Source organism: Sphingomonas sp. Leaf9 (assembly GCF_001421355.1).
Taxonomy (GTDB): Bacteria; Pseudomonadota; Alphaproteobacteria; order Sphingomonadales; family Sphingomonadaceae; genus Sphingomonas.
Genome location: NZ_LMKC01000005.1, coordinates 56,851 through 69,316 on the forward strand (window position 1 = coordinate 56,851; position 12,466 = coordinate 69,316).

At 67.8% G+C, this 12,466-nt stretch carries 10 protein-coding genes; 3 read left to right on the forward strand and 7 right to left on the reverse strand.

The annotated features are described in order from the left end of the window. Positions 1 to 119 precede the first annotated feature (119 nt). From ASE58_RS13985 to ASE58_RS13995, 3 genes are all read right to left on the reverse strand, one after another. Positions 120 to 1,259: an acyl-CoA dehydrogenase family protein gene (locus tag ASE58_RS13985; RefSeq protein ID WP_055822595.1), complete on the reverse strand. Its 1,140-nt coding sequence runs from the start codon at positions 1,257 to 1,259 to the stop codon at positions 120 to 122. Positions 1,260 to 1,326: 67 nt separating this feature from the next. Then, entirely contained in the window at positions 1,327 to 2,259 is a 933-nt protein-coding gene (locus tag ASE58_RS13990) for a polysaccharide deacetylase family protein (protein WP_055822599.1), read from the reverse strand. 153 nt (positions 2,260 to 2,412) lie between these two features. Continuing rightward, positions 2,413 to 3,942, reverse strand: coding sequence for a CoA-acylating methylmalonate-semialdehyde dehydrogenase (locus ASE58_RS13995; RefSeq protein WP_055822602.1), 1,530 nt, complete (start codon positions 3,940 to 3,942; stop codon positions 2,413 to 2,415). A 141-nt stretch (positions 3,943 to 4,083) separates the two neighbouring features. Here ASE58_RS13995 and ASE58_RS14000 point away from each other — a divergent pair, with 141 nt between their 5' ends. After that, on the forward strand, positions 4,084 to 4,362 hold the full coding sequence (locus tag ASE58_RS14000; RefSeq protein ID WP_055822606.1) for a DUF2798 domain-containing protein: 279 nt from the start codon (positions 4,084 to 4,086) through the stop codon (positions 4,360 to 4,362). Between the two features lie 94 nt (positions 4,363 to 4,456). Beyond that, complete coding sequence (locus tag ASE58_RS14005) at positions 4,457 to 5,689, forward strand: glycoside hydrolase family 27 protein (protein ID WP_082468060.1); 1,233 nt, start codon at positions 4,457 to 4,459, stop codon at positions 5,687 to 5,689. A 54-nt stretch (positions 5,690 to 5,743) separates the two neighbouring features. On the opposite strand, the gene ASE58_RS14010 is transcribed toward ASE58_RS14005, so the two are convergent. Then, a complete protein-coding gene (locus ASE58_RS14010; RefSeq protein ID WP_082468062.1) occupies positions 5,744 to 6,874 on the reverse strand; it encodes an SGNH/GDSL hydrolase family protein in 1,131 nt (376 codons plus the stop codon). A 113-nt stretch (positions 6,875 to 6,987) separates the two neighbouring features. Between ASE58_RS14010 and ASE58_RS14015 the strand changes: the two genes are divergently transcribed. Next, the gene (locus tag ASE58_RS14015; RefSeq protein WP_082468145.1) at positions 6,988 to 8,007 is read left to right on the forward strand and encodes a cupin-like domain-containing protein; all 1,020 of its coding nucleotides are present in this window, start codon (positions 6,988 to 6,990) and stop codon (positions 8,005 to 8,007) included. 11 nt (positions 8,008 to 8,018) lie between these two features. Here the strand turns inward: ASE58_RS14015 and ASE58_RS14020 are convergent, their stop codons facing one another. The 3 genes from ASE58_RS14020 to ASE58_RS14030 are packed head-to-tail and all read right to left on the reverse strand — an operon-like array spanning position 8,019 to position 12,264. Continuing rightward, positions 8,019 to 9,512, reverse strand: a complete 1,494-nt coding sequence (locus ASE58_RS14020) for a tryptophan halogenase family protein (protein ID WP_055822609.1) — start codon at positions 9,510 to 9,512, stop codon at positions 8,019 to 8,021. Beyond that, entirely contained in the window at positions 9,509 to 10,774 is a 1,266-nt protein-coding gene (locus ASE58_RS14025) for a tryptophan 7-halogenase (RefSeq protein WP_055822613.1), read from the reverse strand. Before ASE58_RS14025 ends, ASE58_RS14020 begins: the two co-directional genes overlap by 4 nt. Further along, positions 10,771 to 12,264, reverse strand: coding sequence for a tryptophan halogenase family protein (locus ASE58_RS14030; protein ID WP_055822616.1), 1,494 nt, complete (start codon positions 12,262 to 12,264; stop codon positions 10,771 to 10,773). The genes ASE58_RS14025 and ASE58_RS14030 overlap by 4 nt, the downstream gene beginning before the upstream one ends. Positions 12,265 to 12,466: the final 202 nt, after the last annotated feature.

Sequence of the window (12,466 nt, forward strand, 5' to 3'; positions counted from 1 at the left end):
GGGGAGGGGGACCAGCGAAGCTGGTGGAGGGGGAGCGCCGCACGCGCAACCGTGGTGGAGCAGGACACCCCCCTCCACCATGCTGCGCATGGTCCCCCTCCCCGTGCCGGGGAGGATCTTCATCGTACCAGCTCCCGTCCGACGATCATCCGCATCACCTGGTTCGTGCCCTCCAGAATCGAATGGACGCGAAGGTCGCGCCAGAAGCGTTCGATCGGATAGTCCATCAGATAGCCATAGCCGCCATGCAGCTGCAGCGCCTGATCGACCACCTTCGATCCCGTGTCGGTGGCGAAACGTTTCGCCATCGCGGCGAAGCGCGTCTTGTCAGGCGCATTCGCCGTCACCTTGGCAGCGGCGGTGTAGAGCAGCGCGCGGGCGGCCTCCAGTTCGGTCGCCATGTCGGCCAGCGTGAACTGGGTGTTCTGGAAATCGGCGATGGGCTTGCCGAACTGCTGCCGCGCCTTGGTATAGGTGATCGCTTCGTCGAGACAGCGCTGCGCCCCGCCCAGCGAGCAGGCACCGATGTTCAGGCGACCGCCGTCCAGCCCCTGCATCGCGATCGAAAAGCCCTGCCCCTCGGCACCGACCAGATTGGCGGCGGGCACGCGCACCTGGTCGAGGATCACTGCACGGGTCGGCTGCGAATGCCAGCCGAGCTTGCGTTCGTTCGCGCCGAACGACACGCCGGGCATGTCGCGCTCGATTAGGAGGCACGAAATGCCCTTCGGCCCTTCCCCGCCGGTGCGGCACATGACCAGATAGACGTCGTTATCGCCCGCGCCGGAAATGAACTGCTTGGTCCCGGTGACGATATAATTGTCGCCGTCGCGCACCGCCCGGGTCTTCAGCGCCGCTGCGTCCGACCCCGACGACGGTTCGGTCAGGCAATAGCTGGCGAGCTTGTCCATCGTCACGAGGTCGGGGAGGAAGCGCGCCTTCAACTCCGCCGATCCGAACGCGTCGAGCATCCATGCCGCCATGTTGTGGATCGAAATGAACGCGGATGTCGACGGACAGCCATAGGCCATCGCCTCCATGATGAGCGCCGATTCCATCCGGCCGAGGCCGATCCCGCCCGACTCCTCGGACACATAGATCGCAGCAAAGCCCAGCTCCGCCGCCGCCTTGATCGTGTCGCGGGGGAAAATGTGCTTCTCGTCCCACTCCGCCGCATGGGGGGTGATCGCATCCGCCGTGAACCGGCGGGCAAGCTCCTGGATCTCGCGCTGGTCGTCGGTCAGATCAAACTGGGTCACGCTTTACTCTCCATTATCGTCGTGGCGGCGGTCGTTGCCGGCGCACCATCCCTTGTGACTGGCGCCGTCACTGCGCCTCGTACAGCACCCGCCGCCGATACAGCGGGGTCGCGATCGACAGCGTGTTGCGCTCGTACCAGCGCGGGGCCGGGACGCCCTTTTCCCACGCCATTGCTTCCAGCCGGTTGCCCTGTGCCGATGGCGTATCGGGCTGCGCCCTGGCGATCGGATCGCGATAGGCGACGTCGGCGGTGACGATCTCCCACCCCTTCTTGCGCAACGCGGCGACCAGATCGGCGATCCAATAGGCGGCGAGGTCGGTTTCGTGGAGCAGCATCACCTGCACCGGCTGCCGCCCCAGCGCCTGCTTCGCCAGCCGATCGCTGAATTCGGCAGATTCGACATGGGTTTCGACATACAGGTCGCGCAGCGCGTCCATGTCGACCGGCTTGCCCGCCTTTCGCGCCTCGAGCGTCAGCCCTTCGATATTCCAGTCCGACCCATCGACCGTGACATAGCCGTTCGACAATTTCCGCGCGGCCAGCCCGGCGCGCACCGCGTCGCGCTTCGCCTTGTCGGTGCCGCCTTCGTCGAGGAACGGAAAGCGGAACCACGGCCGCAGCCCCTTGCGCCCCATCAGCCACCCGCTCGCCCGGTCGATATCGGCCAGATAAGCCTCCGCCGTCATCGACTTGAGCGCCGGATGGCTGAAGCTGTGATTGGCGATGACATGCCCTGCCTTGACATAGGCCGCGATCCGCCGCTCGCCGCCGACCCCGTCGGGCGCGGCCAGATTGCCGGGCACGACGAAGAAGGCGGCCTGCCGCACCTTCGCCTTGCGCAGCCCCACGATCAGCCGCGCGGTGCGTTCGTCGGGCGTCAGGAACGGCCCGCGGGCGCGCGGCGCATCGTCGAATGTCAGCGCGATGCGCTTTTGCGCCGCGGCGGGGGTTATCGCCGCCAGCGACAGGAGTATTGCTGCGATCAGGCGTCGCATCATCTTGGCAGTTCCTTCGCACGGAGGGTGGCTACCGACCATGCTAGAGCAGCATCATGAACGTTGGCCACACGCTCCCCGTACCCCCGCGCAGGCGTGGGCACGGTCGGCGTCGGGACGAAGGTCAGAACCATGGTTGCCTGAAAACCCCAGCCCTCACCCCATCGTCGGAATGACGAACGAATCCTGCATCCGCGCCGCGGCACCATCCTCGGCCTGACCACCCATTGCCGATCCATCGGGCCAGCGCTGGGTGATCGTCTTAACCTTGGTCCAGAAGCGGACGCCCTCTTCGCCATGCTGGTTTACGTCGCCGAATGCGCTCCGCTTCCATCCGCCGAAGCTGTGATAGGCGACCGGGACCGGGATCGGCACGTTGATGCCGACCATGCCGACATTCACCCGCGCGGCGAATTCGCGCGCGGCGTGGCCGTTGCGGGTGAAGATGGCGACGCCGTTGCCGTATTGGTGCTCGCTCGGCAGGCGCACGGCGCTTTCGAAGTCGTTGGCGCGGACGATCTGGAGGACGGGCCCGAAGATTTCCTCGCGGTACGATTCCATCTGCGGCGTGACATGATCGAACAGCGTCGGGCCGATGAAGAAGCCGCGCTCGTGGCCCTGCAACGAGAACCCGCGCCCGTCGACTACCAGTTCGGCGCCTTCCTCGACGCCCTTGGCGATCCAGCCCTCGACGCGCGCCTTGTGCTGGGCGTTCACCACCGGGCCGTAATGTGCGTCGGCATCGGTCGACACCCCGACGCGCAGCGCGGCAATGGCGGGGATCAGCTTTTCGCGAAGCGCGACAGCGGTCTTTTCCCCGACCGGCACGACGACCGGCAGCGCCATGCACCGCTCGCCCGCCGAACCGAACGCGGCACCGGCGAGATCGGCGACGACCTGATCGAGATCGGCATCGGGCATCACGATGCCGTGGTTCTTGGCCCCGCCCATCGCCTGCACGCGCTTGCCCGCCGCGACGCCGCGCCGATAGACATAGTGCGCGATATCGCTCGACCCGACGAAGCTGACCGCGCCGATCGCCGGATGATCGAGGATCGCGTCGACCACCGTCTTGTCGCCATGCACGACCTGCAGGATGCCCTCGGGCGCACCCGCCTCCAGCATCAGTTCGGCCAGCCGCACCGGCACCGACGGGTCGCGTTCGCTGGGCTTCAGGATGAAGGCGTTGCCACACGCGATGGCGACGCCGAACATCCACATCGGGATCATTGCCGGGAAGTTGAATGGGGTGATCCCCGCGCCGATGCCGATCGGCTGGCGCATCGAATAGACGTCGATCCCCGGCCCCGCGCCCTGCGTATAGTCGCCTTTCAGCAGATGCGGCACGCCGCAGGCGAATTCGATGACGTCGAGGCCACGCTGAATATCGCCCTTCGCATCGGCGACCACCTTGCCGTGCTCGCTCGACAGCAGCTCGGCCAGTTCCTGCATGTTCGCTTCGACCAGCTGCTTGAACGCGAACAGCACGCGGGCGCGCTTCTGCGGATTGGTCGCGGCCCATGCCGGCTGCGCGGCCTGTGCAGCGGCGACGGCATGGTCGAGATCGGCGGCGGTGCCGAGGCGGACATGCGCCTGCACCTCGCCGCGATTGGGATCGAATACGGCGCCGGTCGCGCCGCCTGTGGCATTGAAATCGCCCGCGATCACATGATCGATGACCCGCATACACTCTCCTGTCGGTCGCGGTTGAGCGGTCTCTTGCCGACTCATTTCCGCGTGTAATTTTATTGCTTTTGGCATAGCCGCGCGGCGCTGTCAGCGGGCAATCGTCGGAACCTTGGCTCGGATCGTCCGCTTGGACGCGCGATGGACGACGCCTCTCCCCCCACCCGCGCGCAGCAGGCCGTGAAGGTCCGGTCGCGCTTTCGCTATCGCCTGACCTCCTCGGTCATCAACGCGCTGATCTTTTCCTCCCTGATCGGTGCGGTCAGCGCGCTGGTGCGGGTCGGGCCGGCCGGCTTCTGGAGCGCGTTCGTCCAGGGCGCACCGATCGGTTTCCTGACCGCGCTTCCCGCCTCGCTGCTGGTCGTGCCGCTGGTGCAAAAGCTGGTCGACCGGCTGTTCGGTATCGACCCGCCCGAATGATCGCCGGCTCGCACGGTTGACAACGCCGTCATATTAATAAGATAATTTGATTGCATAAAGCCGGGCGGCGCCGTCACGGTCAGGGGAGAGCCACATGCCGGCACGTTTTTCGACCATCGTCGCCACGCTTTGCGCAGGGTTCTGCGCGATACAGCCGGTCGCGGCGCAGGAGGTGCTGGACACCGATCCCAACACGCTGGCCCCGTCGAAAGACCCCAAGCGCGTCGCCAACGGCCTGGCGCAGACGCCGCCGATGGGGTGGAACAGCTGGAACAAGTTCGCCTGCAACGTGAACGAAAAGGTCATCCGCGCCACCGCCGATGCCATCGCGTCGAACGGTATGCGCCAGGCGGGCTATGCATATGTCGTGATCGACGACTGCTGGCACGGCACGCGCGACGCGAACGGCTTCATCACCGAGGACCGGACGCGTTTCCCCAGCGGCCTGAAGGCGCTGGGCGACTATATCCATAGCAAGGGGCTGAAGTTCGGCATCTATTCGGATGCGGGCACCAAGACCTGCGGGGGGCGCCCCGGCAGCCAGGGCCATGAATATCAGGACGCGATCCAGTATGCCCGCTGGGGCGTCGATTACCTGAAATACGACTGGTGCTCGACCGGGGTACGTAACGCCGAGGAAGCCTATGCCACCATGGCCGACGCGCTGAAGGCCAGCGGGCGGCCGATCCTGTTCTCGATGTGCGAATGGGGCAATAACCGGCCATGGCTGTGGGGCCAGAAGATCGGCAATATGTGGCGCACCACCGGCGACATCACCGACAAGTGGACCGGCAAGCATAATTACAGCTACGGCGTCGCCTCGATCGTCGACATGAACGAGCCGCTGTGGCCCTATGCGGGTCCGGGCCACTGGAACGATCCCGACATGCTGGAGGTCGGCAATGGCGGCCTGACCGATACCGAATATCGCGCGCATTTCTCGCTCTGGGCGATGATGGCCGCGCCGCTGATCGCGGGCAACGACGTCGCCACCATGAACCAGGCGACGCGCGACATCCTGCTCAACCGCGAGGTGATCGCGGTCGACCAGGACAAGCTCGGCCAGCAGGGCCATCGCGTCGTGCGCGACGGTACCAGCGAGGTGTGGGTCAAGCAGATGGCCGATGGCGGGCGCACGCTGCTGTTGTGGAACCGGGGCGAGGCCCCCGCGCGGATCACCGCCGACTGGGCGACGCTGGGCCTGCCTGCCGCGACGAAATTGAAGGCGCGCGACCTGTGGGCGCACAAGGATCTGGGGCGGCTGTCGCGCAGCTACAGCGCCGAGGTCGCGCCGCATGGCGTGGCGATGGTGCGGCTGGAGCCGTAGGATCGCTGTTGAAATCGTCACTCCCGTGTAAGGCGGGAGTGACGAAAGGCTCGATTATCTACCCCAAACGCCCTTGCGCCCGTCGATCGCCTTGCCGATCGCATCGGCGACCTTGCCGTCATCGGCGACGTTCGGGTGGAAATGGCACCCGCCAAAGCTGAGGCCGTTGACCGGCACCACCGCGAAGCGCGTTTCTCCCTTGGCACGCAGCAGGTCGCCGACCTTCGCCACCTCCCGCGCGATCTCGCCATCGGCGAGGTCGGTCGCCCACAGGACGAAGAACGCCTGCGGGCTGCGGCGGCGCAGGTCCTGCACGAAGCGGACATAGCGCGCCTCGTAATCGGCATGGAGCGCGTCGCGGTTCTTCCAGCGTTCCTCGGGCTTCAGCGGCGTGGAAAAGTCGTTGGTGCCGAGCGCGATGACGATCACCTGCGGCCGCCACCCGGCATCGTTGGCGGGCGTCTTTCCGTCGAACAGTGCATAGGGGTAGGCATCGGGTACGGTCGGCGCAGCAAACCCGCCATAGTTGCGCACGATTCCGCGCCCCGAAATGGCGTTGACCCGGTAGGCCGCGCCGTAGCGACGCGACAGCTGCCCGGCGATCCCCTGCGACGTGTCGGTCGTGTCCCATACCTGCCCATCGCTGCAGTCGCGACTGGCAGAGGTATTGCCATAGCCGACGGTGTGCGAATCACCAATGAACTCGATCGTGCGGCGACGGACGGCGGGGGCGGCGAGCGGGGTCGATCCGGCGGGCGCATATAGTCCGCCGAACGCGGTTGCCCCGGCCTGCGATTCGCTCACCACGTCGACGCGGATGCGGTGGCGACCGGGCGTGGCGGCATTCAACCGGTAACGACCGGGTGCTGGGCGGACCAGCGCGATCGGTGCGGCATCGTCGATGCGGATGCGCAGCGACACCTCGCCCGGCCCGACCGCCAGGTCGACCGCGCGCCCCTGGAAACCGCCCTCGAAATAGGTGCCGGGCCATTGCCGGCGGTAGCGCGACAGGTCGCCCTCCCCCGCAACCACCCGTCCGCCGATCGTCAGCGGCAGCGCGCGGCCGGGCGCGGTATCGGCGGGCAGCGGACGCAGAGCCAGGTCGGCGGGCGCCTGCACCGGGGCAGCGGCCGTGCCCAGCAGCAACATCAGCGGCAGGCCCGCGCGCAACAGAGACGGATGCATCGGATTCTCCTCTGGCCGTACACGGGCGGCGCCCACGAAAACGGTGTCTTTTGCCGGCCATAGCTGGCACGCACGCCCGGTCCAGCGGAAACGACAAACGACGGAATGGGATGATGAGCGACTGGATCGATACCGCGCCCCGTGTGCCCGAAGCGACGATCCCGGAGGATGCCGCCGCGTTCGACGCGCTGCTCGACGCCGCGCGCCCGGTGGTGTTGCGCGGCCTCGTCGCCGATTGGCCGGCGGTGGCTGCAGGGCAGCAGGGACCGGCGGCGATGGCGGCCTATCTGCGGCGCTTCGACGGCGGACGTCCGCTCGGCCTGTTCGCCGGAGCGCCGGAGATCGACGGGCGATTCTTCTACCGCGACGACATGCGCGGGTTCAATTTCGAACGCGGTAACATACCCCTGCCCGTCCTGCTCGACGGGCTGCAAAAGGCCGCGAACGAGGCTCATCCGCCCGCCTTCTACGCCGGGGCCAGCGCGGTCAAGGATCATTTTCCGGGCTGGACCGACAGCAACGTGCTGCCGCTGCCGACCGGCGATGCGACCGCGCGGCTGTGGATCGGCAATGGCAGCCGGGTGTCGGCGCATTTCGACATGGCGAGCAACGTGGCGGTGGTCGTCGCCGGGCAGCGGCGGGTCGTGCTGTTCCCGCCCGAACAGATCGCCAACCTGTATATCGGCCCGCTGGACGTCACCATGGCGGGACAGCCGGCGACGATGGTCGATATCGAACGGCCCGATCCCGCCCGCTTCCCCCGGTTCGCCGAGGCGCAGGCCCATGCGATCGTTGCCGACCTGGGTCCGGGCGATGCGATCCTGATCCCGACGCTGTGGTGGCATGAAATCCGCGCGACCGGCGCGCTGAACGTGCTGGTCAATTATTGGTGGACGCGCGGCACGCCCGATGCGCCGTTCCTCGCGCTGGTGCATGCGATCCTGGCGGTGCGCGACCGGCCGGCGGCGGAGCGCGCGGCGCTGCGCGTCTGGTTCGACCATTATGTGTTCGGCGACGACGCCCCGGCGGTGGCCGATCACCTGCCGGTGGCGGCACGCGGGGTGCTGGGCGCGCCGGGGCCGGAACGGGATGCGCGGATTCGCGGGTATCTGCGGCAGATGCTGGGGGGTTGAGGCCCCCGTCGTCACCCCAACCGCGCCAGCACCGCACCGTGCGATGGCAACCCGGCGACCGCCGACTGCGTCGCGCTGCGCATCTGGCGCAGCGCCCCTGCCAGCCGCTCCCCGTCCAGCGCGTCGGCGACCGGATCGTGACCGACCGGATCGACCCCCTGCCCCAGCAGCACCGCGACCCAGCTTGGCGTGGCGAACAGTTCGTCGTCATAGCGGAAGATCCGCCCCTTGCGCCGGAACAGGTCGAGCTTGCGCGTCAGGCTGTTGGGCACGTCCATCGTGCGGACATGGTGCCAGAACGGCGAATCGTCGCGCGCCGTTGCGTGATAGTGCAGGATGATGAAGTCGCGGATCGACCGGTAATTGTCCGCCATCTGCCGGTTATATTCGGTGCGCTCCACCCCTGAGAAATCGCGGTCGGGGAACAGCGCAAACAGCTTCGATATCCCTTGCTGGATCAGATGGATACTGGTGGATTCGAGCGGTTCGAGGAACCCGCCCGACAGGCCGATTGCGACGACGTTCCCCTCCCACATCCGGTGCCGCTGCCCGGCGGTGAATGACAGGCGGCGGGGGGCAGCGGTCGGCGCGGAATCGAGGCGGGAGAGGAGCAACGCCTCCGCCGCATCGTCGTCGAGGAACCGGCTGCAATAGACCACGCCGTTGCCGGTGCGGTGCTGCAGCGGGATGCGCCATTGCCACCCCGCCTGATGCGCGGTGGCGCGGGTATAGGGCAGGACCGGTTCGGTGCGTTCGGTCGGCACCGCGATGGCGCGGTCGCACGGCAGCCAGTGCGACCAGTCCTCATACCCCACCCCCATCGCGTCGCCGAGCAACAGCGAGCGAAAGCCCGAGCAGTCGATGAACAGCTCGCCCTCGACCCGGCGGCCGTCGTCCAGCACGACTGCGGCGACATGGCCGTTGTCGGCACGTTCGACCGCGACGATCCGCCCCTCGACCCGCTTCACGCCCTCTGCCTCGGCCCGGCGGCGCAGGAACGCGGCATAGAGCGTCGCGTCGATATGATAGGCATAAGCCATGCCCGACAGCGGCGATCGCGGATCGCCGACCGGCGGGCTGAACGCGGCGGCGCGCGCCGCGACAGTGCTGGGCGAATAGTCGGCAATCGGGCCGATCCCCGCTTCCCCGCGCAGTTTCAGCCAGAGCTGGTGGAAGTTAATCCCCTCGATATCGCGGCCGAAGCTGCCGAAAGGATGGAAATAGCCGCTGTCGGGGCGGTGCCAGCCGGCGAACTCGATGCCGAGTTTGAAGCTGCCCTTCGTCTCGCGCAGGAACTCGCCCTCGTCGATGCCGAGCAGGTTGTTGAAGTTCAGGATCGACGGGATCGTCGCCTCGCCCACGCCGACCGTGCCGATGGCATCGGATTCGACCAGCGTGATGCGGCGCTGCCCATCGTCGAGGAACCGTCCGGCGGCAGCGGCGGTCATCCATCCGGCAGTGCCCCCGCCGATGATGACGACATGGGCGATACGACGGTCGGTCATGCGATATAATCCAGTGCGGCAAGGCGGGCGGCAAGGTCGTTGATAAGGCGGGCAGCCTCCGCCGGGGAAACCGACAAGGCGATGGGATCGGGCCGCGCGGGCCGCATCCCCTGTCCCAGCAGTACGGCGGTCCACGCATCGCGCTGGACCAGTTCCTCGTCCGCCGGCACGACCTGCCCCCGGCGCGCGAACTGCGCCAGCAGCCGGTCGAGCGAGGTCGGACGGTTGGCGTCGCGGCGCTGGTGCCAGAACGGCCCCTGCGTCCGCCCGCCACCATGATAGTGCAGCCCCAGGAAGTCGCACATCCGGTCGGCCTGCAACCCGGCGCGGCGGTTATATTCGGCCTGCAACAACGGTTCGGGATCGCGCGCGGGCAATAATTCCAGCAACAGCGCCAGCTGCCCCAGCGCGAGGGTGAAGCCCATGCGGCCAAGCGGCCCCGGCTGCACCGCCGCATCGCCCAGCGCGACGACCCGTCCGGCAAAGGGTTCGGACAGGCGGCCGGGGGCGATGGCGATGCCGTCGCCGCCCGCCTCCACCCGCACGCCGGGCCAAGTCGCCTGCCACCCTCGCGCGGTCGCGCGGTAACGGTCGCAGCTGCCGGGGTCGGCATCCGCCGCAGCGAACGCGACGCGCACGCCCGGCACGGCATCGCGCCAATCCTCGAACGCGCGGTTCGCCGTCAGCAGGCGGGCGGGGCCGCTCGCGTCGATCACCAGGTCAGCATCGGTGAGTGCTTCGGCGAAGCGCACGCCCGCCTGCCCGCCGATCGAGCGCAGCGCCTGCACCATCCGCGCGGGGTCGAGGTGCAGCGCCGGCTCGACTTGGGCGTCGGCGATGCCCGCAGCCGCCGCGACACAGGCCGGGACCAGCGCATGGAACGGCGGCACCCGCTCCCGTGCCGCCCGCGCCCGCAGCCAGAGTGCCGCGACCCGCCCTTCGGCGAGCGTCGCGGCGGCATCGTCGCCGACCATCCATTCCGCGCCGTCGCGGCTCCAGTCGGCAAAGGCGCTGGCATGGCGCGCCCGCGCCACCCCGCGCGCCAGCAGCAGTTCGGGCGGCATCCCGATCCGTGCAAGCACGGCATGGACCGCGGGCAACGCCAGCGGAAACCGGTCGGCCAAGGCATCGTCGGGAACCGGTGCCGGGGTCAGTGTCACCTCGGCATCCGGCAACGCCTGTTTCAGCGCCACCGCGCTTACCAGCGCGACCGGCCCGCCACCGACAACCGCGACCGATCGCAACCCCGTTCGTGCGTTCATGCCCGACGCTCCAGCGCGGCATCGTGCGTCGGCATCGCCGCCACCCGATCGGCAATCGCGGTCGCCAGCGACCCCAGCGCACGGTCCAGCCCGGCGGCATCGGGCCGGTCGGCGCGCGGGTCCCACCCCTCGGGCAGCACCCCCTGCCCCAGATACACCGCGACCCAGCTGGGTTCGAGGAACAGGCCATGGCTGTATTTCGACACCTGCGCACTGCCGCGCCACAGCGCCAGCTTGTCAGCCAGCGTCGTCGGGATCGTCATGGTCCGCACATGGTTCCAGAACGGCGAATCGTCGCGCGTCGTCGCGTGGTAATGCAGGATCAAGAAGTCGCGGATACGGTCATATTCGGCATCGATCGCCGCATTGAACCCGTCGCGATCGACCTCGGCCACCCGCCCATCGGGGAAATGTTCGATCAACGCGGTGATCGCCGCCTGCACCAGATAGATACTGGTGGATTCGAGCGGTTCGAGAAACCCCGAGGCCAGCCCGACTGCGACGACATTCCCCGCCCAGCTGCGCCGCCGCCGTCCTGCACGAAAGCGCAGGAACCGCGGATCGGCCAGCGCTTCACCGTCCAGCCCGGCGAGCAACGCCGCGGCCGCTTCGTCGTCGGACACATGGCCGCTGGCATAGACATAGCCGTTGCCGACCCGGTGGCGGAGCGGAATGCGCCAGCGCCAGCCGCCGGGCATGGCGGTCGCACGGGTATAGGGTTCGATCACCCCGGCCGGACTGGCGCACGGCACCGCCACCGCCCGGTCGCACGGCAACCAGTGCGACCAGTCCTCCCACGGTTCCCCCAGTGCATCGCCCAGCAACAGCGAGCGGAACCCCGAGCAGTCGATGAACAGGTCGCCCTCGATCCGCTGCCCATCGTCCAGCGTGACAGCGCGCACCGTGTCGCCCTCGCGCTCCACCGCGACGATCCGCCCCTCGATCCGCGTCGCGCCGCGCGCCTCCGACCAGTCGCGCATAAATGGTGCGAAGCGGGTCGCGTCGAACTGATAGGCATAGCCGAACGAGGTCGTCGGATCGTTCGGGTCGCTGCCCGGCCGTTCGAACCGGCGCTGCTCGGCCGCCGTCACGCCCGCCGAAAACGCGCCGATCGGCGGCATGGCGCCTGCCGCCGCCCGCCGGAGCCAGTAATGGTGGAACGCCACCCCGCCCAGCGGCCGGCCATAGGTGCCAAAGGGATGGATGTAGCGGTCGCCGAGCGCGCCGAAGTCGCAAAATTCGATGCCGAGCTTATAGGTCGCCTCGGTCGCGGCCATGAACGCCGCTTCGTCGATGCCAAGGCGTTCGAGGTAGAGGCGCAGGTGCGGCAACGTCGCCTCGCCCACGCCGACGATGCCGATCGATTCGGATTCGACCAGCGTCACGGTGCACGCGGCCGGCAACAGCCCGACCAGCCCCGCCGCCGTCATCCATCCCGCCGTGCCGCCGCCCACGACGACGACCCTGACGCCCTGTCCTTCTTCGGTCATCCGCTCCCCGTCACCCGATATGTCACCATACAGCAACAGTGATCGCAAGATCGTATATTAGGAAAGTCATTTATCATATTTCTGTTGTGTTGCTGAAGTCGCAGACCTACCGGGACGATAACCCGCATTAGCGAGGTTGTTGATCGGGTCCTGCAGGGACCATGGGGAGGAAGCGTGATGGTGGTACGCCATAAGCAGACGG

What these genes read in the sequence shown, in the direction of transcription:
- ASE58_RS13990 (WP_055822599.1), bottom strand. Translation starts at nt 2,259, where the DNA reads ATGATGCGACGCCTGATCGCAGCAATACTCCTGTCGCTGGCGGCGATA.
- ASE58_RS13995 (WP_055822602.1), bottom strand. Translation starts at nt 3,942, where the DNA reads ATGCGGGTCATCGATCATGTGATCGCGGGCGATTTCAATGCCACAGGC.
- ASE58_RS14000 (WP_055822606.1), top strand. Translation starts at nt 4,084, where the DNA reads ATGGACGACGCCTCTCCCCCCACCCGCGCGCAGCAGGCCGTGAAGGTC.
- ASE58_RS14005 (WP_082468060.1), top strand. Translation starts at nt 4,457, where the DNA reads ATGCCGGCACGTTTTTCGACCATCGTCGCCACGCTTTGCGCAGGGTTC.
- ASE58_RS14010 (WP_082468062.1), bottom strand. Translation starts at nt 6,874, where the DNA reads ATGCATCCGTCTCTGTTGCGCGCGGGCCTGCCGCTGATGTTGCTGCTG.
- ASE58_RS14015 (WP_082468145.1), top strand. Translation starts at nt 6,988, where the DNA reads ATGAGCGACTGGATCGATACCGCGCCCCGTGTGCCCGAAGCGACGATC.
- ASE58_RS14020 (WP_055822609.1), bottom strand. Translation starts at nt 9,512, where the DNA reads ATGACCGACCGTCGTATCGCCCATGTCGTCATCATCGGCGGGGGCACT.
- ASE58_RS14025 (WP_055822613.1), bottom strand. Translation starts at nt 10,774, where the DNA reads ATGAACGCACGAACGGGGTTGCGATCGGTCGCGGTTGTCGGTGGCGGG.
- ASE58_RS14030 (WP_055822616.1), bottom strand. Translation starts at nt 12,264, where the DNA reads ATGACCGAAGAAGGACAGGGCGTCAGGGTCGTCGTCGTGGGCGGCGGC.